19 protein-coding genes are annotated in these 24,497 nt (G+C 64.6%); 9 read left to right on the top strand and 10 right to left on the bottom strand.

All coding sequences use genetic code 11. From position 1 onward, the window contains the following. Positions 1–7 precede the first annotated feature (7 nt). From AAYO93_RS09760 to AAYO93_RS09745, 4 genes are all read left to right on the top strand, one after another. Positions 8–6,334 (top strand): RHS repeat domain-containing protein, encoded by a 6,327-nt coding sequence (locus AAYO93_RS09760; protein WP_345764778.1) that lies wholly within the window; start codon positions 8–10, stop codon positions 6,332–6,334. Continuing rightward, positions 6,334–7,044 (top strand): hypothetical protein, encoded by a 711-nt coding sequence (locus tag AAYO93_RS09755; protein WP_345764777.1) that lies wholly within the window; start codon positions 6,334–6,336, stop codon positions 7,042–7,044. The genes AAYO93_RS09760 and AAYO93_RS09755 overlap by 1 nt, the downstream gene beginning before the upstream one ends. Positions 7,045–7,325: 281 nt before the next feature. Then, a complete protein-coding gene (locus AAYO93_RS09750; RefSeq protein ID WP_345764776.1) occupies positions 7,326–7,886 on the top strand; it encodes a hypothetical protein in 561 nt (186 codons plus the stop codon). Positions 7,887–8,698: 812 nt separating this feature from the next. Further along, a complete protein-coding gene (locus AAYO93_RS09745; RefSeq protein WP_345764775.1) occupies positions 8,699–8,995 on the top strand; it encodes a hypothetical protein in 297 nt (98 codons plus the stop codon). Between the two features lie 17 nt (positions 8,996–9,012). Here AAYO93_RS09745 and AAYO93_RS09740 read toward each other — a convergent pair whose 3' ends face one another. From AAYO93_RS09740 to AAYO93_RS09730, 3 genes are read right to left on the bottom strand one after another with little or no spacing between them, the layout of a single operon-like run. Then, complete coding sequence (locus AAYO93_RS09740; protein ID WP_345764774.1) at positions 9,013–10,470, bottom strand: recombinase XerD; 1,458 nt, start codon at positions 10,468–10,470, stop codon at positions 9,013–9,015. Then, entirely contained in the window at positions 10,467–10,805 is a 339-nt protein-coding gene (locus tag AAYO93_RS09735; RefSeq protein WP_345764773.1) for a helix-turn-helix domain-containing protein, read from the bottom strand. The genes AAYO93_RS09740 and AAYO93_RS09735 overlap by 4 nt, the downstream gene beginning before the upstream one ends. Before the next feature lie 6 nt (positions 10,806–10,811). Next, complete coding sequence (locus tag AAYO93_RS09730; RefSeq protein WP_345764772.1) at positions 10,812–11,711, bottom strand: tyrosine-type recombinase/integrase; 900 nt, start codon at positions 11,709–11,711, stop codon at positions 10,812–10,814. A gap of 818 nt (positions 11,712–12,529) precedes the next feature. On the opposite strand from AAYO93_RS09730, the gene AAYO93_RS09725 reads away from it, so the two are divergent. Next, positions 12,530–13,156, top strand: coding sequence for an HdeD family acid-resistance protein (locus AAYO93_RS09725; protein WP_345764771.1), 627 nt, complete (start codon positions 12,530–12,532; stop codon positions 13,154–13,156). 65 nt (positions 13,157–13,221) lie between these two features. Here AAYO93_RS09725 and AAYO93_RS09720 read toward each other — a convergent pair whose 3' ends face one another. Beyond that, positions 13,222–15,225, bottom strand: a complete 2,004-nt coding sequence (locus tag AAYO93_RS09720) for a S9 family peptidase (protein WP_345764858.1) — start codon at positions 15,223–15,225, stop codon at positions 13,222–13,224. Next, the gene (locus AAYO93_RS09715; protein ID WP_345764770.1) at positions 15,212–15,991 is read right to left on the bottom strand and encodes an SDR family oxidoreductase; all 780 of its coding nucleotides are present in this window, start codon (positions 15,989–15,991) and stop codon (positions 15,212–15,214) included. Before AAYO93_RS09715 ends, AAYO93_RS09720 begins: the two co-directional genes overlap by 14 nt. Positions 15,992–16,118: 127 nt before the next feature. On the opposite strand from AAYO93_RS09715, the gene AAYO93_RS09710 reads away from it, so the two are divergent. From AAYO93_RS09710 to AAYO93_RS09695, 4 genes are all read left to right on the top strand, one after another. Further along, a complete protein-coding gene (locus AAYO93_RS09710; RefSeq protein WP_345764769.1) occupies positions 16,119–16,574 on the top strand; it encodes an NfeD family protein in 456 nt (151 codons plus the stop codon). After that, complete coding sequence (locus AAYO93_RS09705) at positions 16,571–17,632, top strand: SPFH domain-containing protein (RefSeq protein WP_345764768.1); 1,062 nt, start codon at positions 16,571–16,573, stop codon at positions 17,630–17,632. The genes AAYO93_RS09710 and AAYO93_RS09705 overlap by 4 nt, the downstream gene beginning before the upstream one ends. Next, entirely contained in the window at positions 17,625–18,413 is a 789-nt protein-coding gene (locus AAYO93_RS09700) for a glycerophosphodiester phosphodiesterase family protein (RefSeq protein WP_345764767.1), read from the top strand. Before AAYO93_RS09705 ends, AAYO93_RS09700 begins: the two co-directional genes overlap by 8 nt. 90 nt (positions 18,414–18,503) lie before the next feature. Then, positions 18,504–18,869 (top strand): RNA polymerase-binding protein RbpA, encoded by a 366-nt coding sequence (locus AAYO93_RS09695; protein WP_345764766.1) that lies wholly within the window; start codon positions 18,504–18,506, stop codon positions 18,867–18,869. A 37-nt stretch (positions 18,870–18,906) separates the two neighbouring features. On the opposite strand, the gene lnt is transcribed toward AAYO93_RS09695, so the two are convergent. From lnt to AAYO93_RS09670, 5 genes are all read right to left on the bottom strand, one after another. Further along, positions 18,907–20,496: an apolipoprotein N-acyltransferase gene (gene lnt / locus AAYO93_RS09690; protein WP_345764765.1), complete on the bottom strand. Its 1,590-nt coding sequence runs from the start codon at positions 20,494–20,496 to the stop codon at positions 18,907–18,909. Positions 20,497–20,542: 46 nt separating this feature from the next. After that, positions 20,543–22,975: a DEAD/DEAH box helicase gene (locus tag AAYO93_RS09685; protein ID WP_345764764.1), complete on the bottom strand. Its 2,433-nt coding sequence runs from the start codon at positions 22,973–22,975 to the stop codon at positions 20,543–20,545. Between the two features lie 64 nt (positions 22,976–23,039). After that, positions 23,040–23,792: a twin-arginine translocase subunit TatC gene (gene tatC, locus AAYO93_RS09680; RefSeq protein WP_345764857.1), complete on the bottom strand. Its 753-nt coding sequence runs from the start codon at positions 23,790–23,792 to the stop codon at positions 23,040–23,042. A gap of 45 nt (positions 23,793–23,837) precedes the next feature. Next, a complete protein-coding gene (gene tatA / locus AAYO93_RS09675) occupies positions 23,838–24,104 on the bottom strand; it encodes a Sec-independent protein translocase subunit TatA (RefSeq protein WP_345764763.1) in 267 nt (88 codons plus the stop codon). A 4-nt stretch (positions 24,105–24,108) separates the two neighbouring features. Continuing rightward, a complete protein-coding gene (locus tag AAYO93_RS09670; RefSeq protein ID WP_345764762.1) occupies positions 24,109–24,459 on the bottom strand; it encodes a hypothetical protein in 351 nt (116 codons plus the stop codon). Positions 24,460–24,497 lie beyond the last annotated feature (38 nt).

Genomic DNA, 24,497 nt, shown 5'->3' with positions numbered 1-24,497 from the left:
ACACGTGATGGCGAAGGCTCGCTTTCAGCTACGCAAACTGACTGTTGCGGTGGCGGTGATCGCTGTGGGAACGCTCGGACTGACCGGGTTCACCCCCCCGGTTGCTCCTGCCGAGAAGGCCTCAACCGTCTCGGTCAATCGGGGGCCGAAAGTGCCCGGCCACCACGCCGCACCGATCAGTGCCCACCCGTCGCCTGCCAGCAACCGATCGGCGGCACCCGCCACCGGTCAGCTCCCTGCACCCGGTGACTTCCAGACGAACACCCCGCTCGCCGGTACGCTAACCCCGTTAACCACTTACGGCGGTAGCGGGTTGAAGCGCGGGCAGTGGCAGAACCTCGGTGACACGGGTATCGCGGTGGCCGCCACCACACCCTCCCAAACGGCGGCACCGCGGACGAAAGGCACGATCGACAACCCGGTGGCCTCGGTGAAGGCAACGATCCTCGACCCGGCCGAGGCGAAGAAGTTCGGGCTGAAGGGTTTGGTGATCAAGCTCTCCCGCACCGACGCGGCGACCACCGCAGCCCCGGTCGCCGTGCGCATCCCGAACAAACTGTTGAACAGCCTCTATGGGGCCGACTACGCGTCCCGGCTGAAGTGGGTGCAGGTCGACGGGGCGAACCCGGCCGCCACCGCCACGGCAGCAGCCTCGGCCACGAGTACGAAGACGGCATCCCCGGCATCTGCACAGCCAGTGCCGATGACTATGGATATGGCGAGCTCGGCTGTGGTGGCCACCCCGATGCTGAGTGCAGAGCCGATGCTGCTAGCCGCAACGGCGGGTCCGATCTCCTCGACCGGGACCGGTTCTTTCACCGCCACCCCGTTGAAGCCGTCGTCGACGTGGGATGTGTCGGCGCAGACCGGCGACTTCTCCTGGTCCTACCCGTTCCGGGTACCGCCGGCTGCGGGGGGACCGGCGCCGTCTGTCTCGGTGAACTATGACTCGCAGTCGATCGATGGGGAGACCGGGTCAACGAACAACCAGGCGTCCGCGATCGGTGACGGTTGGAGTTTGGCCGGGGCCGGGTTCATCGAACGCAGCTATGTATCGTGTGCGTCCGACACTGTACCGGTTACCACCTCTGGTGATCTGTGTTGGAAAACCGACAACGCGACGATTTCTTTCGCAGGGCATTCCGGGCAGCTGGTCAAAGACACCACCAGCGGGACCTGGAAGCTGCAGAACGATGACGGCACCAAGTTCGAACGTTTCCCGGCGGCCGCGGGCTGTGGAACCGGTGGGGCCTTTGACGGCGACTACTGGAAGATGACGACCAGGGACGGCACCCAGTACTTCTTCGGGAAGAACCAGCTACCCGGCTGGGTGAGCGGGAAGCCGACGACAAACTCGACCTGGACCGTGCCGGTGTTCGGGAACGACGCTGGGGAACCGTGCCACGCGTCTACCTTCGCCGCGTCGTCTGGTTTGCAGGCCTGGCGGTGGAACCTTGACTTCGTCCTCGACACGCACGGGAATGCGGAATCGTTCTACTACAACGCGCAAACGAACATCTACTCGAAGAACAAAACCACGGCCACCGCTTACACCCGCGGCGGCGAGCTCGAGCACATCGACTACGGCTTCACCTCCACGACCACTTCCGGCAACGCCTACGCGACGAACGCCGCATCCGGCAAGGTCGTTTTCGGCTACGACCCGTACGGTCGGTGCTCCGACGCGACGCACGCGAACTGCACTTCTGAGCCAGCCTCCGGGTACGCGACAACGCCGGCACATCCGACTTACTACCCGGATGTCCCATTCGACCAGAACTGCATCACCGGGACTTGTACTGCGTTCGTTTCGCCCACCTTCTGGACCACCTCCATGCTGTCGACGGTCACCACGAAAGCATTAGTTGCCGGCGCGTATTCGAACGTGGACGTGTGGACGTTGGGGCATTCGTTCCCGCCGACTGGGGAGACGGCGAACCCGGCGTTGTGGATGACCCAGATCAGCCACACCGGGTATGCCGGCACGGCCAGCCTGACCGAGCCGACGACGACGTTCACCGGCGCGACGATGACCAACCGGGTCCTCACGACCGGCAGTGGTTTGTCGCCGCTGGCCCGGTACCGGATCACCACGTTGCAGACCTCGCTCGGCGCGGTCATCTCGATCAACTATTCGGCCGCCCAGTGCGGTGCGGCGGACGTCGCCCCGATCAATGCGGCACCGGCGACGAATACGAAACGGTGCTTCCCACAATTGTGGACGCCGCAAGTCACGCCACCGCAGGCGCCGCAGACGGACCTGTTCCACAAATACGTCGTCAACAGTGTGGTCTCCAACCCGGGCACCGGGAACGGGATGGACCAGACCCAGGAAACCGACTACGTCTACACCGGACTGCCGGCCTGGCGTTACAACAACTCCCCACTGATCCCTGACAACGCCCGCACCTGGAACGTGTTCGCCGGCTACAACACTATTGAGATCAGAGTCGGTGCCCCTGGCGCCCCCACCTTGCAACAGACCACCGACTACACCTTCTACCAGGGTCTCGACGGCGACAGGGCCGGCATCTCCGGCGGCACCAAATCCGTCAGCGTCACCGGCTCGCCCGGTGTGCCCGACTCGCTCTGGTTCGCCGGTCGCACCCGGGAAGCGAAAACGGTGAACGGGGTCGGAGGGGCCACCCTCAGCGACACGGTCACCACCCCGTGGGCATCCGCGGTCACCGCCAACAACGGGGTCATCACCGCCCGGCTGACCGGCGACGGCGATGTTCTCACCACCGAACCGGTCTCCACTGGCGGCAACCGCACCGTACACACCGTCAACACTCTTGACCCGGCCACAGGGCTCCCCACCCAGGTCAGCGTCGCGCCCTCCGACACCCCGCACACCTGTACCACCACCAGCTACCTTTCGAACAGCGCCGTCGGCATCATCGGCGCCCCGTACGAGATCAAGAAGGTAGGGGTGGACTGCACCCTGCTGGCCTCCGCCTCCTACCCGGCGGACCTGATCAGCGACACCCGCACCGCTTACGACACTGCCGCGTTCGGCATCGCCCCGACCAAGGGAGACCCGACCGAAACCGACACCGTCGACGCCTACGTTTCCGGCGCCCCCACCTGGGCAAAAATGGCGCGGACCACTTACGACAGCATGGGCCGCCCGCTCGTGGCCACCGATGTCCTCGGCCACACCACCACCACCGCGTACACCCCCGCGGCCGGTGCCGCCGCCGGATCCGGCGCAACCACCTCGACAACCGTAACAAACACGGCCCCGTTCGGTTGGCCGGTCACCACCGTGATCGACCCGCGGTGGGGCGTCGAAACAAAGGTCACCGACCAGAACGGAAAAGCCACCACCGCCACCTATGACGCGCTCGGCCGCCGCACCGCGGTCTGGTTGACCGACCATACCAAAGCGTCATTCCCCACCGCCCCGTCGATCGGATACGCATACACCCTGTCGAAAACAGTGCCGAATACGGTCGCGACGACCACCCTCGCCCCCACGAACACAATGACTTCGTACCAGCTGTTCGATGGTCTCGGTTTGCCGATCCAAACCCAGGCGCCATCCGCCGCCAACGGCACGATCGTCACCGACACCATGCGCGACTCGGCCGGCCGGGTGCGCCTTACGAACAGTGCGTACTGGACCACCGCTGCCGCCCCGTCGGCCACCCTGTTCGTCCCGTCGAGCGAGTCAGCGATCCCGGACGAGACCACCACCAGTTACGACGGCGCCGGCCGGCCCACCGCTACCACCGTGTTCTCACTCGGCGTGCAACGCTCCCAGACGACCGTCGCCTACACCGGCGCCGATCGGGTCGACACCACCCCACCCGGAGGTGGCACCCCCACCACCCAGATCAGCAACAGCCTCGGTCAGCAAACCCAGCTCACTCAGTACCTCAACAGCACCCCCACTGGCAGTGCCACCGAGACCACCAGCTACAGCTACACCGTTCAAGGGAAAATGGCTGGCATGGTCGACCCGGCGGGCAACCACTGGGGATGGTCTTTCGATGTCCTCGGCCACCAGACCTCGGCTGTCGACCCCGACACCGGCACCACCACCAGCAGCAACGACGATGCCGGCAACCTGCTGACCAGCACTGACGCCCGCGGCGTTACCCTCGCCTACACCTACGACGCCCTGAACCGGAAAACCAGCGAACACACCGGAACGACGACCGGGCCGATCCTCGCCGCCTGGACCTACGACACGGCGGCGAAAGGCCAGCCCGACGCGTCGACCAGTTACGTCGGCTCCACTTCAACCACCCCTGGGGCTGCGTACTCGTCGACCGTGACCGGCTACGATGCCGGATACCGGCCAACCGGAGTCACCGTCAGCATCCCCGCCGGTGCCCCCGCGTTCGCCGGCACCTCCTATACCACAGGGTTGCAGTACTACCAGAACGGTGCCCTCGGTGAGGCCTCCTACCCGGCTGAAGGCGGCCTTGCTGCCGAAGACGTCCTCACCGCCTACAACTCTGAAGGGCACGCCTCCGGCCTCTCCAGCGCCGACACAATCGTCGGTGGTGTCTTCTACACCGGCATTAACCAGATCGCCCAGATCCACCGCACCGGCACAGCCGGCCTCGACAGCAACTACCAATATGACCCCGCCACGGGCGCACCAACCGACATCAAAGACGCCACAACCATCGGCACAACCACTGTGACCCAAGCTGACCGGGTTTACAGCCACAACCCCGTCGGCGACGTCACCGCAATCAAAACCACTGGCGCCGCTGGCGCGGACAGTCAATGCTTCAGCTACGACTACCTCCACGACCTCACCCAAGCCTGGACCCCCAACTCGAACGACTGCACAGCCGCGCCCACCGCCACAACAATCGGCGGAGCCGCCCCATACTGGACCAACTACACGAACGACCCAGCAACCGGGAACCGCACCAAGGTCACCAACAACCCCACCACCGGGTCGGGCACCCCCACCACCGACAGTTACGCGTACCCGACAGCCGGCACCGCGAATCCGCACGCAGTGCAGTCGGTGACCCACACCGCCGGCACCGGTTCGACTGACACCTACGGGTACGACCAGATCGGGAACACCACCACCCGGCCCGGGCAAACCCTCACCTACGATGCCACCGGAAAACTGGCCACCGTCACCACCAGTGGGGTTACCCAGTCGAACATTTACGACGCCAACGGAACCTTGCTGATGCAGACAGACCCGACGAACGGCACTACCTTGTTCCTCGGCGACACAGAACTACAGGTCGCAGCAGGTTCCTCCACCCCGTCTGCGGTCCGCACCTACAGTGTAAATGGGATCCCGGTAGCCGAACGGAGTAGCACAGCCGGGGTCTCCGGTTCCCAATTGTGTTTCCTTGGGGTCGACGCGAATCACACCGCTGACCTCGAGATTGACGCGAGAAGTGGCGTCCTCTCGCGGCGGTTCATCGACCCGTACGGAGTCCCTCGGGGCGCAACATCCTTGCCTTGGTCGTCGACACACGGCTATCTGAACGCTCCAACCTCAAGCCAAAGTGACCTTACCCATTTGGGATCAAGGGCTTACGACCCTGTCACCGGCCGGTTCCTCTCGGTCGATCCTGTCCTAGCTCCGTTCAATCCGCAGCAAAACAATGGCTACCGATATGCGGGCGATAACCCAATTACGATGAGTGACCCGAGCGGCAATTGCACTCAAGGGGCGACGGACTCGCTCGATTTCAACAGCAATTGCGCGGGTGGCTATGGAACGAATGCTCCTGGGGCGGGGCCGGCTTATCAGGCGCCTATTCCGATTTCGGACAGCGGGCATGGGGGCAAACCGCCAAAGAGTGATGAACCCAAGGATTCGCCCTACGTTGACGGGTGTGAGTCGCCGAACGTTGCTAGTTGTCTCCGTCCCCCAAAGACTGTGCAGCCAATCCAGGTGTGCGTTGGAATGAATCTTTCCAGCGCCTGCCGGCCCGCCCTCCCCGGTGAGGGGGGACCCGGCCATGTCACCTGTATTTCGGCGCAAGCGAGTTCAATAGTTGTGGGCGCGTCGGGCAGCATCTGCAACTTTCAGCTAGGGAACTTCGATAGCACCAACACCGCGGGCGGCGACTTCACGCTCGGGCCGACGACAAAGCTTGGCGCGAGCATTGGCGTGGGCTTTGGCTACACGAACGCAACTTCCCGCGCTGACATAGATTCTTTGACCTGGTTGGCAACCGGGGACTATGCGACCGGGCTTGGAGTAGGAGGCACCTACTCGTGGGGATTCAACGCCAAAGGCGACTATATTTGGATGGCGCTTGTCTCCGGTGAGGTTGGCGTCGGAGGTGGCCTTTCCGCTGGAGGAGGCACCTCCTGCCGACTGGGAGAGACCTGCTAATGGATGATTTGAACGTCTTTCAGTGGGGGTCATCGGAGAAGCTCGGGGAACCGGCTGGAAGTTACATCAGTTCGCTCGGGCAAACGCAGTACAGAGTGTCGTCAGACGACGTTTTCGACCGATTCCGCCGGGACCGGGGACGGACCCAGCTTGTGGCGATGTTGACCGGGTTCGGCGTGGCGTTCACGTTCTTGTTCGTTGTAGTTACGGTCCAATCCAATAGCGGCAAGCTGTCGACGACGGCTTGGATCGGTCCTGCCGCCACTATCGTGACAGTCTCCGTCCTTGGGTATGTGTTCCTAGCCACCTCACAGCTCTGGCATCTACGCGTGAGACGGCTGTCCCGCGACGCCGGCCTTGCAACGTTTGCCATTGGACTGACCCCGATCGGGAAGTCTTACCTGGTAATACGACCTGACGCGATCTTGATTGTGTCCAAGGCGGATTTGCTACTCGCGCGAATATCGAAAGCAGACGTTCGCCAGATCGCGCTAGCGTCAGGTCGAGCAGGAGTTGGACTGGCCATCGGAATTGAAGACGGGTACCTCGAGATGCCTATTGTCCTGAAAGTTGCCGGTCCGACTGCGCAGGGATGGTCGATCGACGGATGGCTTGGCCAAGGACGCCTCAAAAGAGCGCTCGATGCGGATCTCCGGCGGAACGGATTTCCTGTGAAAGACGCGAGAGACCTTCAGCAAACGAAAAACTGACGATCAGGCTTGCGCCTGTCGGAAATTCGCGAAGTGGAGCAATCCCGCAGGAAAGTTCCCAGGAGCTCAAGGATACGTTGAGTACTCCGAGTTTGGGCTTCCCAGTTCCTCCGAACCTGTTCACGCAGGCGGAACATACCTGAAGGTAAATATTGGCGGTTTGCAATATCACGCGGCACTGACCGGTAATAGTGTCATTGGTGACCCGAGCTTGCCGAACACCTACGTAACCAGTCGGGAGAGCACCGGCAATGTAGACATCTCTGGCGAGTTCACTTTTGGTGGGACAGGCGGCGCAGGCGGTGAATGAAGGTGCGATCCCATCCTGGGAGGATCTAACCGAGGCAGAACAACTCGTTCTCGACGAATCGTTCGAGTACGAGCCGCTTTGGGTGGTATTAAACGGGTGGGTCACGAACGAGGATGCCCCATATTGGAACCGAAAGCAGAAATATGTGACAGAGCTTGCTGAGGCAGCTCGACATCTGGTCGAACTCGGACTGATTGAAGTTTACGAAACCAGAGAAAGCGACACGGTGGACGACATCCTCCTTCAGCAGCAGGAGGCTCTTGATGTGGTCTTAGACCATGACAATTGGTGGAGCTACGATTCCGAAGCGAATTGGGACCCCGCGGAGGACACAAGCGTCTACGACATTGGACCTGCCTCCGCGCAATCACCGACGAGAATTTATGCGCTCTATGGGACACCATCAGGGAACCAGGTCTCGATTATGCGCAAACTCTGGCCACCAATGTCATCCGTGAGTGTGCGTTCCCTCGGATCAACGGGCGCCGTGGATGTCAGCCGCAGGTTTGAATTCCCGTCGGAGCCAAAGTGAATTCGCCCGCAACTACCTAGAAGGCGCGGTTACAACGACAACGATTCAAGGCGGCGTTGGGCCATACGGCGGTGAGTGGCAATCGTCGGAAGGCACAAATAAGTCTGGCGCCGCAATTTGGGTTGCGACAGTTGGCTGGGCCCCGACGGCTGGCGCGGGCGCCACCGTCGCACACTGAAAGTCATTTACGTGGATTCTGCTTGGAAAGTGATTGGATCGAATCGGAAATGAATATCGGTCGGCTGGCACTCGGGATCCTTCTTCTGCTTGTTGGGGGAATCCTGCTTATATGGAATCGCCGTGTGTCATTGATTGCATTGCGCGCAAACAACGCCTTCCGCTCGAAGCCGATTCCCTTCATTTGGTCCCACAGGCTTCCCGCGCTACTCGGAGGTGGCGCGATGGCAATTTCCGGCGTGTTGCTCATCATTGGGAGCGTTCAGTGAAGTGGGTCCGAAGAAGATCAGACGAACGGGCCCACTCTGTTCCTCGGCGAAACCGCACTCCGCGTTTTGAGGACGATTCGAACGTCTTTCAATGGGGCTCATCCGCAAAGCTCGGCGTAGCAGGCGGGAGCTACATCAGTACTGTCAGATTCGCGTCCAATGCGGACATCCCAGCTTTGAGTGGTGAGGCTGCGTATTGAGCGGCGGCGTATTCGCGTCTGGGCCGCGACGTTCTAGTATCCGAGAGTGTCCGATTTGATGGCTTCTTTCCCGGCTGGTTCGGCGGTCCGTGCAGTCCGGTTTCCAACCACGGTGCATGCCGTGAGGTCTTTGGGGGGACCCCGCCTGCCGTCTGGATTCGCCGTAGTGGTTGATTCGGAACGGCTGAGTTTCGTCGGCATGCGCAAGCAGACCTCGCTGTGGGAACTTCCGGTATCTAGCGTTCAGGCCGTTTCTGTTGCTGAGACGCGGTCTTCACCGCCTTATCCGCAAGTTGCACTGGCGATTGTTTTGAGGGTGCGGACGGGCATTGGGTTCACGGAGCTCCCGATCGTGCCGGTTTCGGACGATGGCAAGCGGTCGTTGACGTGGAGAGATGCCGATGTGCGAGCGCTGGCGATGCGGCTGACGGATGCGATGAAGATCGCGCCCGGCGTGGGCTGATTGGTTGTCCAGCCCGGTTAGAGGCTATCCATTCGCTTGGCCCGGTAATCGGTGAATTGGGCTCCGGCGTTTCGGCGGTGTTGCTCGGCGACTGTGTAGCTGTAGTTGAACGAGTCTGCGACGATCGGTGCGGGCATTTGTAGGACGAGCTCGCGGAGCGCGGCGTTCTTGGCGCCGCGGAGGTCGATGCCGGCCTCGCGCAGAAGGTTCATCAGTGTGTTCTGGTGGATGTGCTGGCCGGGCTGGACGCCGGGGAAGACCCAACTGTTTTCTCGGTGGGCTGAGGTGTTCAGATTGGGCAGGTCATCGAGGTGCGCGCGGACGACTCCTGCGAAGGGTTCTGGGATGCGCAGGTGGTCGGTGGCGAACCGGATTGTGATGCCGTCATCGGTCGTGTGGAGTTGGTCGAGTCGCATTCGGGCGATCCGCGCGAGTGGCTGCCCGTAGAGCAAGAGCAGCAATGCTGCGGTGCGTTCGAGCGGCCGCAATGCTGTGGCTGGAGCGAGCAGCTGCTGGATGTGCTCGAGGCGTTGCTGCTGCGTGATTACGGGCGTGGTCTTAGCCAGCCGGTAGGGGATCTCGATGGCAGGCATGTGGCCGTGCTGAATGGCCCAGCGGATGAACCCGCGAGCCAGGCTGCGGGTGGTCGGGCCGCCAGTGAGCCAGTTATCTATGTCGGCCTGGCTGCATGCGGTTGGGGCCGTTGCGTGTGCTCGAAGGTAGGACAGGAAGTCGAGAGCGACGGTGGTGGACTGCTTGGCGGAGAGGAAGGTGCCCTTCTTCAACTGGCCGGTCTCGGCGAGGTGGTGCATGCGGTTGAGGTGAACCCAACGCCCGTATTGGGTGATCAGCCGCCCATCGTCTGGGTGTGCCAGCGCCGTCTTGCTGGCTAGCCAGCTCTGAAATCGCTCGATATCGAGGTGAACGGCAGGGAGGAGTCCGTGCTCGATGCAGAGCTCGCGGAGGAACGCGACTCTGCGCGGGGTCGGATGTTCGGTGAAGGTGGGGTGCTCGATCGGGAGCTCGCCTTGTGCGAGGGCTCGGATCAGGGTCGTGGCGTCGGGGTTGACGGTGAGCCAGATCTTCGCGCTGCGGGCGTGCTTCTGGCTGGTGAGCGCGTCGAACAGGGGTTGGAGGTGTGCGGCGACCTGGCCGCGGCCGTCGTCGAAGAGGTGCGTCAGGTCGTCGGTGAGGCAGCAGTGTGCGCAGAGGCCGGCGCGGACGGGCTCGTCTTCGCGGCCGCAGCGGGTGCAGTGGAAATCCTTCGGGATCCCTGCGCAGTCGCGGCAGGCCGGTTCCCCGCCGATAAGTCCTGGGAGGAGCCGGTGGATGTTGCAGGCGGGGCAGGTGCCGTGGATGCGTGTGGCCCGTTGGTAGCAGCGTCGGCAGATGCGACCTTCCGGCCAGGTGGTGGCGAGTCTGACGTCGGTCCGCTCGCAGCGAGCGCAGCTGGCTGGAGTGCGGGGCCGACTCAACTGGGTCGGTGGATTCGCGCTCGGGCTGGCCGGATCCCGTCGGTGCGGGCCAGAGGGGCCGCGTCGTTGGTTCCGGTCGCTCGGGTGCGGGAGTCGGTCGCGGTGACGGTGACTGGGACGAGGTCCTCGAAGCTGCAGTCCAGGGTGTCCAGGATCGCCCCGAGCAGGGTGAGGTTGATCCGCTCGGGTGTGCCGCTGAGGAGCCGATAGAGCTGCGAGTCGGAGAGGCTGATGCCGCGGTCGGCGAGGTGCGGGATGAGGTCGGAAATGGTGGTCATCCCGCGGGCAGCCATCAGTTCTCGTAGCCGCCAGCCGTGTTCAACGCGTCGAATCATGAAATATCACTCCTTGGGGGTGAGGGCTTGAGCGGCCATGCGGGCGATCGCGTCATTGACGACGCGGGCCCGGTAGTCGGGGGAGAGGCCGGTGTAGATGGAGGTGGTGGAGGCGTGTTCGTGGCCGACTTGCTGCTGGATGAAGAACGCGTCATAGCCTTCCTCGACCAGGTGGGTGACGTAGGAGCGGCGCAACGAGTGGAAGTCGAGTTCGTCGGTGAGGCCGGCTTCGCGTTTGACCTCGGCAAAGGCTCGGCTGATCTGGCCGGCGGTGATGATCTGGTTGCCGCGCTCGCTCGGCCAAAGGCTCGTGGAACCCGGCGGGGCATAGAGCGGACGGATCTCGTCGCGCCATTGCTGCAGGCAGTCGACGGCCCAGGAGAACTCCGGCATCGTCAGCACGGTCCGTCGTTTCGGGGGAGAACCCTTCATCGCTTTCCCGAACCGGACGTAGATGATTCCGGCGTCGCCGAACTGGCGGGCCCGCGGGTTGGAGGCCAGGTCGACCAGATCTAGCTGGCGGACCTCGTTGCGGCGCAGCCCCCAGGCGTAGGCGACCTTCATCAGCGTCGCGATCCGGAACGCCGGCAGCCAGCCCTTCACTCCAGAGCGGCGGATCCGTAGCACCCGTTCGTCGGCGCAGTCGAAGAGGTCCTCGAGCTCGTCGCGGGTGTAGGGGCGCTTGCCTGGTTCGGCGATCGACTCCGCTGCGTGCCGGGCGGTGTTCCAGTCGTGGAACACCTGCGCTGGGTGATCACCGAAGCGTTCCCAGCATTGCTCGCTCCAGCCGTAGGCCGGATCGGTCAGATACTCCAGGAACATCCGCAGCGCGTTCTGGTAGCCCAGCACCGTCGAGCGGGAAGCTCCGCGGATGCCGCGCAACTCCATGAAGAACTCGTCCACCATCCCGGCCGTCCAGGACCACGGGTAGGACTCGGCGAAGGCACGAAAGCGCAACACGATCGACCTGCGAGCATCAACCGTCGACGGGGCAAGGTTGCGGGCGAACTGCTGCGCCCGCCACCCATCCATCATCGCCAGCCAGACGTTTTCCGCCTCATTCAGGACCGCCGAACTGGACCGCAGATAGGCCGGGACGGCTCCTGGGACCAGGTCATCAGACAGTCGCATAATATGCGAAAGCTTCGCATTAGCTGCGAATATTGCGCAAGTCGCGATGGGAAATCCCTGATCAGCGACGAATCAAACCTGACCTCAATGGCATCAACTGGCGACACATTGGCGCCCGGCGACCTCCTCCGAGCTCATCCATCAAGAGCCAACAAGGGGAGTCGTACCAAGTGTCGTATTCGCATCCAATGGGGATAAGCCATCTTCCACTTGACATAATGTGCATTATCAGCGCTATGGTAACGCCAGGCGGAAGTGTGTTGAGAGGTCCAGCGAATACCCGTTCTCACTCCGACCAAGCCGACCCCACGAGTCCCACACCGTTCGCCGAAGGCCCCGAACCCGTGAGTTGACACTCGTTGTCGGCTGCGACGCGAGGAAGGCGACAACAAGTGCCAGGTCGCGGGCGCTAGATCGCACGGACCATCGTGCTCGCAGCAATCACTTGACATAACGTGATCCCTCGCTCGATGGCCGAAGGGAACAGTTCTCGTAACACGGCGGCAAAACTGAGTGCGACCTGTGTGAGACAGCGCTATCGTCTGCAGTACATGCAGTCGAGCCACACGGCTCGCGGAGAAAGGTGCGAACCCATGACATCTGTTGATCCCCTGGATGCCGAGCCAACCTACTTCTCCCTCGACGCGAGGGACTTGACCAGATCTGCCATCAACGGCATCCGTGCGGCCTTCGCGGTCAGCGGCATCGTCGCGCTCGTCTTCGGCATCCTGTTGCTCTTCTGGCCGGACCGAACGCTGTCCGTCCTCGCCATCTTCCTCGGCATCTACTTCCTGATCGCGGGTATAGTGCGCCTTGCGCTCGGCATCTTCAGCCGAGGCATCAGTGGTGGACACCGTACGCTCGACATCCTGTTCGGCTTGCTGCTGGTCATCGCCGGCATCATCGCGATCAAGAACTCGCAGACCGCCGCGGCCGCCCTGCTGATCCTGATCGTGGCCATCATCGGGATCGGCTGGATCATCGAGGGTGTGATGGCCCTCGCTGAGTCCGGACGCGCCGCATCGCGCGGCTGGGCGATCACCTTCGGCATCGTCAGCGTCATCGCCGGAATCGTCGTGCTGGTCATCCCGGGCTGGTCGGCGTTCTGGCTTCTGCTGATCTCGGCGATCATCCTGATCGTCCTCGGTGTCATCGGCATCGTGCGCGCATTCACCTTCGGGCGTGACGCGCTCAAGGAACTGGCAGCTCAGCCCAAGTAGTTCTCGACACGACGAAGGCCCCGGTCACTGAGACCGGGGCCTTCGTCATTCCTGCAGGTCGGGCCTCAGCGCGCGTTAGCAGAGCTGGGCAGGTACCGTGCCCACCAGTCGAGGATGGCGTCGAAGCGCTCGCGGCGATGACGCGGCCGGCCGCTGCGGCTCAGCTCGTGGTCTTCGCCCGGGAACACCAGCAGCTCGGCGGCCACTCCCCTGCGTTTCAGGGCCGCGTAGTATCGTTCGGCCTGCCCGAGCGGGCAGCGCAGGTCGCTGGCGGAGTGGAGCACGAGCGTCGGTGTCTGGACCGCCTCGACGTGGGACTGCGGGCTCTGGGCACGCATCAGGTCTCGATCGGTTCCGGTGTACTCGTCGCTGAAGAAGCTGCCGATGTCGCTCGTGCCGATGAACGCCTCGGGGTCGAGATAGCCGCGCTCGACGATGGCCGCAGTGAAGCGATGGTCGTGCGACGTGGTCCACGCCGTGAGATAGCCACCGTAGGAACCGCCCATGATCCCGAGCCGTGCACGATCGAACGACGGGTTAGCGTCCAGTGCGCCCTCGAGGTAGTCGAGGACGTCCGTGAGGTCGACGGTACCCATCCGCTGCCGGATGACGCGCCCGTGCTCCTGACCGTACCCGGCGGAACCGCGAGGGTTGCACATGACGACCGCGTAGCCGGCGTCCGCGTAGACCTGGGCTTCGTCGAAGACGCGCACCGAGTACTGGGCGAACGGCCCGCCGTGGATGTTCAGGAGCACCGGATGCGGACCCTCGCCTTCTGGTGAGACCACCCAGCCGTGGATGTCGTACCCGTCGCGCGCGGTCACGATCAGCTCACGGGCGGGAAGCATTCCGCTCGTGCGGAGGCGCGCCGAGAAGTCGGTGAGCTTGCGGAGTGATCCGCGGTCGTCCACGACGGCCACGTCGCCGTTGGTGGTCGCGTCCGCAAAGCTCACGACGAGCGTCTCCCCTACAGCGGACGCCCCAGTGATCTCGCGACTCCGATTGGTGAGTTCACGTTGTCTACCCGCCTGATCGACTGCGAGGAGCCGGAGTGCGCCACGCGTGCGGTCACGGACGAGAACCGAGTCGTCCTGATAGGCGACGATGTCCGATTCCGTGAGATCGACCGTCTCCGGGTCGGTCAGCAGGCGTGGCGCGCCGCCGTCGGGGTCGATGACGTAAAGTGCGCCGTTCCGAGCGACGAAGTCGCGGCCTGTCGGGCCGACATCCTGGGCAGTGAAATAGAGTGCGCCGTTGAGCCCATATGCCGCATCGAGCATGGACCAGTCCCCATGCTCCCCCGTCAGGTTCGTCGGCTCCGATCCTCTGCCGTCGAGGCGAAGCGCATAGACGTCTGACCGCAGGTCGTCGTCAGTGCTCGCGTGCCGCGCCGAGATGAACGTCACCGTGCGTCCGTCGGGCGAGAAATCGATGGACGAGTCGTCCCACTCCCCCGTCGTCAGCTGTTTCGGTTCGACGACCGTCGGCGCGACCGCGGCCGCCCCCTCTGCCGTCGGCGCCGGCTGCATGACCGGCTCACCCCACACATCGGGGACCGCTACGAGGAAGACGTGCGCCCGGCGGTCTGTGATGTAACCCAGCCCGTTCGACTGATATTTCAGTGTGGTGAAGTGTCGCGGCGGTTCCGCGTTCGGATCGATGCCCTCGACCGTCCCGTAGCGGCCGGCCTCCGGTACGCGACTGACGAACGCGAGCTGACGTCCGTCTGGCGCCCAGGCGAACTCGCTGACACCGAGCTTGCGGTCGGTGACCGGCACCGGTTCGCCTCCCGCCGCATCCACGACGTAGAGCTGTGCCGCGCCTTTGACCGGCGCGCGCAGGAACGCGATGAGCCGTCCGTCGGGCGAGAACTTCGGCATCGTGTCGCGGAACCCGCGGGTGAACCGCTTCGGTGCCGCGTGCCCGGTGAGCGGGACCGTCCAGAGCTGGCCGACGTACGCGTCGGCACCCAGGTCAGGACGCGTCACCGAGACGACGGCGCGCCCGCCGTTCGGGTGGATGGTCGGGGCCGAGACCCCGGTGAGCAGGTCGAGATCAGTTGCTTTCATCATCCACCGGAACGAAGTCGGACGTGTCGCCGACGTAACGGGTATGGGAGTCCGGCACCGGGTCGACCGCCGCCGATGCGACCTCGGCGGCGAATTCGCTCACGTTGTAGAGCTTGCCCGCGGCGTCCTTGCGTGCGCTGATCGCGCCGGGGTTCGCGCGCTCCAGCAGTGTCGCCGTGATCGTTCCCTCGATCATGTCGCCCGAGACGACGACGAATTCGATGCCCTTGTCGGTGAGCGACGGTATGAGTGCACGCAACGCATCCTCGCCGGCGCGCTTACTGAGGGCGACCGGCTCGTATTCCGGCATCGTGGGCGTCGTGCGGATGAAATGCGCCTGGTGGCTCGTAACGAACACGATCCGCGATCCCGGCGCAAGCAGTGGGAGCGCCGCGGTGAGTACGTTGACTTGGGCATCCCGGTTCAGCTGCATGGCATAGTCTGCGGCCATGCCGGACTCCATGCCGCCGGATGCGTTCAGCACGAGGACGTCGAGGCCGCCGAGCTCCGACCCGACCGCGTCGAACATGGCGGCGACGGATGCCGGATCGGTCAGATCGGCACCGACGGTCATCGCCGTTCCCCCGGCCTCGCGGATGGCGTCTGCGAGCTTCACGGCCCGCGCCTCCTTGTTACGGAAGTTGATGACGACGCTCGCGCCGGCCTCCGCGAAATAGCGCACGGTGTCGGCGCCGATCCCGCGGGACGAACCCGTGACCAGGGCACGTCTGCCGTCGAGGGAACCGGGGGCGAGCGGGTTGGACACGGAGCACTCCTAGGGATCGAACGACTGCCCGCTTTCGCGGGATTTTCCTCCCTGAGACTACCAAGTGCATTCCGCCTCTGCGCCCTCGGAACTGATAGCGTCAGATCAGCTGAAGAAGGGAGCGCTCATGGACGAATTCGCCTGGATCGTGTGGCTCGTTCTCATCCTGATTTTCGTCATCATTGAGATGCTCACAGTCGACCTCGTCTTCCTCATGCTGGCGATCGGCAGTGTCGGCGGCCTGATCAGCGGCCTATTCGGCGCAGAGTGGTGGGTCCAGCTCATCATCGGCGCTGTGATTTCCGTGCTGCTCCTCTTCACTATCCGGCCGCCGCTCCTGCGCATGCTGAAGCGTGGCGGCGACCCGGCCAAGACACTGGTGGATGCGCTGATCGGCATGTCCGGAACGGTCGTGTCGACCGTCACTCCGGGAGGTGGCCAGGTGAAGCTCGCCGTCGGTGAGACCTGGACGGCCCGCACCGCCCCGGGCACGCCCGATGTCGTCCCGGGCCAGAACGTCACCGTCGTAGCAATCGAAGGGGCGACCGCCGTCGTCGCGCCCGCTGAGAGGAGCGTCCATTGAGCAACCCCACCGCATTCGTGGTGCAGATCGTGATCTTCGTGATCGTCGCGGTCATCGCGATCTTCGTGCTGGTCGCGTTGTTCAGGTCGATCCGAATCATCCCTCAGGCGACCGCCGGGGTCGTCGAGCGGCTGGGCAAATATCACAAGACGCTCCTGCCGGGCCTGAACATCGTCGTGCCGTTCGTCGACCGGGTGCGCCCCCTCCTCGACATGCGGGAGCAGGTCGTGTCCTTTCCCCCGCAGCCGGTGATCACCGAGGACAACCTGGTCGTCTCGATCGACACGGTCGTCTACTTCCAGGTGACGGATGCCCGGGCCGCGACCTATGAGATCGCCAACTATCTCGGCGCCGTCGAGCAGCTCACCACCACGACCCTCCGTAACGTCGTCGGCGGGCTCAACCTCGAACAGGCGCTGACCTCGCGCGACGAGATCAACGGACAGCTCCGCATCGTTCTGGACGAGGCCACCGGCAAGTGGGGAATCCGGGTGTCTCGCGTCGAGCTGAAGGCCATCGATCCTCCTCTCTCGATCCAGGACTCGATGGAGAAGCAGATGCGCGCCGAGCGCGACCGCCGCGCCGTCATCCTCACGGCCGAAGGTGGCAAGCAGTCGGAGATCCTGAACGCGGAGGGCCAGCGGCAGGCCGCCATTCTCAGCGCCGAGGGTTATGCGAAGGCAGCAGTGCTGCGCGCGGAGGGCGAGGCGAAGGCCATCACCACCGTGTTCAGTGCGATCCACGAAGGGCGCCCCGACAACCTGCTGCTCGCCTACCAGTACCTGCAGACGCTGCCGAAGCTCGCGGAGGGCGCGGCCAACAAGCTGTGGATCATCCCCAGCGAGCTGACCGAGGCGCTTCAGGGTATCGGCAAGGCGTTCGGCGAGAAGAGCGCGCCCGGTGTGGAACCGTCGCCGCCCGCGCCGCCCGCCACCTCGTCCGTCGTCGCACCGTCGGCACCATCGGCTCCGGCCGCACCGGCCGCTCCGTCGACACCGGCTTCCCCTGAGACCGCGGCGCCGGAGGCGGCGCCCGGAGCATCCGGAACGGATGCCTAGACCAGCCTCTCCGCACGTCACAGGGTACGAGGGCGACTTCTTCGCGACGTCGCATCCCAGGATCATCGCCCACCGGGGCCTGGCGCTCGCCGCGCCCGAGAACACTCTCCTCGCCTTCCTCACGGCGTTGAGCGCGGGGGCGACGCATCTCGAGACGGATGTGCACGCGAGCGCCGACGGGATCGCCGTGATCAGCCACGATCCGGATCTGAATCGCCTCGTCGGGCGGGAGGTCGCAGTCGGTCAGCTGACGATGGCCGAGCTGCGACGCATCGACCTGGGAGCCGGCCAGAGCTTCGTCTCGCTGGCCGACGCGCTCGACGCGTTTCCGGAGGCGCGATTCAACATCGACATCAAAGCCGAGGCCGCCGAAGCAGGCGCGGCCGCAGCGATCCGGGCGGCACGGGCGACGCGGCGCGTGCTCATCACTTCGTTCGACGAGGGCCGGCGGCGACGCACGGCGGATGCGCTTCCCGGCGTCGCGAGCAGCGCGTCCGTGAGCCGGGTGCTGGTCTCGGTCATCGCCGGAAAGCTGGGAATCTCCCCGCTGGTGCGCCGGTCGCTGGCAGGCCTCGTCGCCACTCAGGTGCCCGAACGATCCGGGCGGTTCCGTGTCGTGACGAGACGCACTGTCGCGGCGATCCACGCCGCCGGACGGGAAGTCCACGTGTGGACTGTCAACGATCCCGAGGATATGAACCGGCTACTCGACCTCGGCGTTGACGGCATCGTGACCGACCGCTGCGACGTTCTGAAAGGGGTCGTCGACTCGCGTATCTGAGAGCCCGCTGGGAAGAAGTCGCAAACGGAAAGAGAAAACCCAGCTTGACGGTTTATAACTGAGGATGCATCGCGAGAAGGAGACCACACAATGGCAGATCGCAGTTTGCGCGGAATGAGACTTGGCGCCCAGAGCCTACAGAGCGAAGAAGGCGTCGTCTACTCCCCGCGTTCCCGTTACAACTACCTGTGCGCAGAGTGCGGCAAGGAGACCGAGGTCATCTTCTCGGCAGAGGCCGAGGCGCCGGAGACGTGGGAGTGCAAGCACTGCGGCCACGAGGCGACCCTGCTCGTCGGTAACGAGCCGGTGGTGGTCGACCGTTCCGACGCGAAGACTCCCCGCAGCCACTGGGACATGCTGCTCGAGCGCCGTACACGCGCTGAGCTCGAAGAGCTCCTCGAGGAGCGCCTGGCCTACCTGCGTGCCCGTCGCGGCGAGCACAAGATCGGCGCCTGACGCTTCAAGCGTCGCCTGTCTGAACGACGAAGCCGTTTCACACCGAGTGTGAGGCGGCTTTTTCCTTGTCCTGCGCCGGCTCGGCACGGCCGGACCGGGAGGCGCGACTCGGGCGCACCGGCCGCACGGCGAAGAAGGCGATGACGAGAGCCGCCAGGCCCACCCCGGAGACCAGCAGCTCGATCCCTCGGCTGAGCAGGGTCGCAGGCGTCGTGGTCGTGCCGAGCGGGACGTCCGAGATCATCGACCCGGACTGGTACGCCGGAATGCTCGCGATCGTGCCACCCGACGGGTCGATGATCTGGCTGCTTCCGACTGTCGAGATGTTCACCAGCGACCGGCCGGCCTCGATCGCGCGAAGCCGCGCGATCGCAAGCTGTTGCATGTTCTCGTCCGTACGGCCGAAGTCCGCATTGTTGGTCTGGGCGAGGATCACCTGCGCCCCGCCGTTCATCATGTCGGTGAGCAGCTGGTCGTCGACGATGTCGAAGCAGATCGAGATTCCCGCCTTCACGCCATTGATGTCGAACACGTTGTCACGGGTGCCCGGTGTGTAGTCGCGACCGATGAGGTCGATGAGCGTCGGTGCGAACATCCGCCAGAACGGGCGGTCTGGCACATACTCGCCGAACGGCACCGGGTGCTTCTTGTCGTAGTAGTCGGTGACTCCCTTGCCGGGCTCCCACAGGAGCGACGTGTTGAAGTACTCGCGGTTGCGGTAGGTGATCGTCCCGACCACGAACGGTGCATTCATCCGGGTCGCAAGGTCGTCGATCGTGTTCGCCGAGTCCTGGTCGCGGGTCGGGTCGATGTCGGCGGCGCCCTCGGGCCAGACGACCATGTCGGCCTTCTCGTCGATGATCTTCTCCGTCGCGGCCACCTGCGTCGCCATCACGTCACCGGGGGCCGCGTCGTCGAAGTAACCCGCCGGACCGTTGCCCTGGACGGCGGCGATCCTGGTCGTGCCGTGGGTCGTGGCCGGCCAGGCCGGGATGACCAGCACGAGCGCGATCGCACCGACCGCGATCGAGACCCGCCACGCCCGCCGGACATCCACCGTGAAGGCGCACTCCAGTACGAGTGCCACCAGCCACACGATCACGAAAGTGAGGCCCGACATCCCGAACCACGCGACCAGCGGCGCGAACGGGCTCTGAGACTGCGACTCGGCGACCCGGCCCCACGAGAAGCCGCCGTAGGGCCAGTTGCCGACAAGGTACTCCCGTGCGGTCCAGAGACCGGCCACGACGACGGGGAGCAGGCCCAGTCTGCCGACCTTCGACGGCCAGGCGGCCGGAACCCAGCGGTAGGCAAGAGTTATCAGGAGGGAACCGAGTGCGAAGAAGAGCGCCTCGAGGACTGACAGGGCGATCCACGGGACCGGGCCGAGATACAGGGCGGTCCACTGAACGTGGAACAGGTAGAACGACACTCCCGCGACGAAGCCGACGAGAAGCGAACTGCGGGTGCTCCTCCCCCGCAGGCTCCACAGGATCATCCCGACGCCGACGAACGCGAGCGGCCACCAATCGCGATCGGGGAAGCCCGCGTCGAGCACCGGCCCCGCCCCGGCCGCGACGACCAACGCCAGCCACAGGGGCAGCGGCGCACGGACGGCAGGACTCACGTCGTGAGAGCTTAGGGCATCCGTGTGGGTGCGCGCCGAAAGACGCCTAGGCAACGGATGAATACGCCACGATTCCGCGACGGATCGACTCGAGCGCCTGACGTGCTGTCCGGCCGACCGGTCCCTGGGCGACCAGTGACAGCTGGTCGAGGAGGTCGATGGTCTGCTTGGTCCAGCGCACGAAATCGCCCGCCGCCATGTCCGCATCCTCGAGCACCTTGTTGAGGCTGCCTCCGCGCGCCCAGCCGTGCATCGCCAGCGACAGTCCCGTCGAGATCGGTTCGCTTCCGGGCAGGCGATGATTGCGTTCCAGGTCGTCGAGGACGCTCCACAGCTCGGTGGTCTTCTCGAGTGCCGGGCGGAACGCACCCTTCGGCAGGTAGCGATCCGAGACGAGGCCTTCGTCGCGCCGCGGCTCGAAGACGAGTGCGCACGCCATCGCCGCGAGACTCGGGGCGTCGAGTTGGTTCCACACGTTGCGGCGGAGGCATTCGGCGACGAGCAGGTCGCGTTCGCCGTAGATGCGTTTCAGGGTGGCGCCGTGCACTGTCAGCGAGGTGCCGCCGTCGTCGTCGATGCTGAGATAGCCGCGCTCGACGAGGACGTCGGTGACACGGTCGAAGACCTTGGCCACGGCGCCCGTGCGGGACCGGATCTGCTGGCTGAGCGCATCCGTCTCCCGCTTCAGCTTCCACCAGCGTTCCGCCCACCGAGCGTGCTGCTCGCGCTCCGGACACCGGTGGCACGGGTGGTCCTTCATCCGTTTGCGGAGTGCGTTGAGCTGCCGCTGCCGCTTCTCCCGCTCCCCCCGGCTCACCCCGTCGAGGCGTGCGCCCTGCCGTTCGAGATCGCTCAGCTGGCGGCGGATGGATGAGTATTCCCGGAAATCACCCAGGTGACAGCTCATCGCCTGCTCGTAGCCGGCGAGCGACTCCTCCTGCTGGCGCACCTTGCGGGCCAGATCGACGACCGCGCGGTCCGCCTGGAACTGGGCGAACGATGACTCGAGGATCTCACGGGTGCGCTCGCGGCCGAACTGGTCGATGAGGTTGACGGCCATGTTGTACGTCGGCCGGAAACTCGAGTTGAGCGGGTAGCTGCGACGGGATGCGAGCGAGGCGACCGACTGCGGATCCAGCCCGTCCTGCCACTGGATTACCGAGTGACCCTCGACGTCGATTCCTCGACGGCCGGCACGCCCGGTCAGCTGGGTGTACTCCCCCGGTGTGATCGGCACGCGGGCCTCGCCGTTGAACTTCTCCAGTTTCTCGAGGACCACGGTTCGCGCAGGCATGTTGATGCCGAGCGCGAGGGTCTCCGTGGCGAAGACGACCTTGACGAGCTTGCGACGGAAGAGTTCTTCGACCACCTCCTTGAAGGCCGGCAGCAGACCGGCGTGGTGCGCCGCAACGCCTCGTTCGAGCCCTTCCAGCCACTCCCAGTACCCGAGGACGGCGAGATCCTCGTCGAGCAGCGTTCGACAGCGCTCCTCCACGATCGCGCGGATCTCCTCGCGTTCATGAGCCTCGGTGAGCCGTACGCCCGCCCGAAGCACCTGCCGAACCGCCTGGTCGCAACCGACACGGCTGAAGATGAAGAAGATCGCGGGAAGGAGGTTCCGATCCTGGAGCAGGTCGACGAGATCGGCGCGGTCCATCCGGAAGGACTCCTGCCGGCCGCCCTTCGAGTGGTAGCGGCCCACATCCTTCATCTGGCGCGAGCTCAGCGTTCGCCCACCGTACCGGGCCATCTGCACGAGTTCGGGGTTCACCCGGTTCGTCGCAGCGAGACCGGATGAATCGAAGAGGTCGATCAGCTTCGTGCGCATCAGGATGTGCTGCTCGAGCGGTACCGGGCGCTCCTCGGAGACCACCACATCCGTCTCGCCACGGACGGCCTGCAGCCAGTCGCCGAACTCCTCCGCGTTCGACACCGTCGCACTCAGGGACACCATGCGAACGGATTGGGGAAGGTGGATGATGACCTCCTCCCACACGGCGCCCCGGAACCGGTCGGCGAGATAATGCACCTCGTCCATCACGACGTACGCGAGATCAGCCAGCAGATCGGAATCCGCATAGAGCATGTTGCGGAGCACCTCGGTCGTCATCACGACGATCCGGGCGTGGGAGTTGATGTTGGTGTCGCCGGTGAGAAGACCGACACTCTCCGGGCCGTACTCGGCGACCAGCTCCTGGAACTTCTGGTTGCTCAGGGCCTTCATCGGCGCGGTGTAGAACACCTTCTCGTACGGCTCCTGCATGGCGAGGAAGACGGCGAACTCCGCGACGATCGTCTTGCCCGCGCCTGTCGGGGCTGCGACCAGGACGCTGCGCCCACCCTCCAGGCTCGCACAGGCCTCCTGCTGGAAGGGGTCGAGGTCGAACCGGAGCCGGTCACGGAACGCTTCGAGCTTCGGCAGGGTGGCGCGCGACCGCGACGCGGCATAACGCTCGGCCGGGGAGAGCTGGTCGGTCACCGTCCCAGCTTAGGTGCCTGCGCCCGATGGCGGCCGGTGGCGGGCGTACGCCTCGCCGCACGGTTCAGGTTGCGAGCTCGGATTCGAGGCGCATCGCGGCGCGCGCGATCCGCCGATCGTGCAGCCATGAGACGCCGGCCGCTGCGAAGTACAGTACGACCATCGGAATGGCGAGCAGGAACATCGATACGACGTCGGCAGACGGCGTGGCGATCGCGGTGAACAGGATGATCACCAGGAGGGCCCAGCGCCAGGACCGGATGATCGATTTCGCGCTCAGCACCCCGACGAAGTTGAGCAGCACGAGGAAGACCGGGAGGACGAAGGCCACACCGATCGCGACCACGAGCTTCAGGACGAAATCGAAGTAGTCCTTCGCCTGGATGAACGCCGTGTCCTGGCTGGGTGCGAAACTCGTCAGGAGCTGCACGATGTGGGGAACGACGAACCAGCCGGCCGCGCACCCCAGGAGGAACAGCGGCACCGCAGAGAAGAAGAAGCCGAGGCCGTACTTGAGTTCTTTGCGGTTGAGCGCAGGAACGAGGAATGCCCAGATCTGGTACAGCCAGATCGGGCTCGAGATCACGATGCCGATCGTCACCGCGATCTGCATCTTGAGGTCGAATGCGCCGGTGATGTTGTCGTAGTTCAGCTCTGCGAGGCGCCCCTGCTGTTTGGCTATCTGGATGATCGGCTCGCGCAACGCGTCGAGCACCCACCCGGCGAGGAACCAGCCTGCGATCGACCCGGCGAGAAGTCCCAGTGCCGAACGGAAGAGACGTTTGCGAAGCTCGACGAAGTGCTCGCCGAACGTCATGCGGCCTTCGCGGTTCTTGCCTCGCTTGACGGAGGAGGCCACGACCTAGGGTTTCGGGTGCGGCTCGGTCGAGGTCGAAGCGGGACGCGAGATGGATGCGTCAGTCGGTGCGGCAGTCGAGCCGTCGGCCGGAGGGGTGGTGCTCGACGGGGCGGCGTCGTCATCTTTCATCGCCTTGACCTCGCCGCGGAAGATCCGCATCGACTGACCGAGGCTCTTCGCCAGCCCGGGAAGTTTCGGCGCACCGAACAGCAGCAGGATGACAGCGAGAATGATGAGCAGGTGCCATCCGGAAAGGCCATTGCCGAACATGGAATCAGGTCCTTCGGGTCAAATGCGAAAACTGTTGCGGATCCGCTTGTACGAGAAGTTTACCCCGCTTCACCAGTGAATCCCTGCGAGCTTGCCGACGACGCTCGCGGTCGGCGAGGTCTTGCTCGCGGGCGGCCCGCAGGGCTCCCGCGTCGGCGAACACCGCGGGCCTGAACCGCTCCTCGCGGAGGTCCTCAGCGCGTCGCTGGAGCAGGTCGGTCTTGTCGGCGAGCTTCCCCAGTTCGTCGAGGGCCGCCATCAGCTTACGGAACAGCCGGAAGCCGAACAGGGCGAGCAGCCCGAGCAGTGCGAGCACCAGCACCACCCAGATGACGACCCACGACCACCACGGCATGTCAGCGAGTCTACGGGACAGGAGTGCACAGGCGGATG

The organism is Diaminobutyricibacter sp. McL0608 (genome assembly GCF_039613825.1).
GTDB lineage: Bacteria > Actinomycetota > Actinomycetes > Actinomycetales > Microbacteriaceae > Diaminobutyricibacter.
Note: the sequence above shows the minus strand (reverse complement) of the source record. Positions and strands in the feature narration are given on the sequence as shown.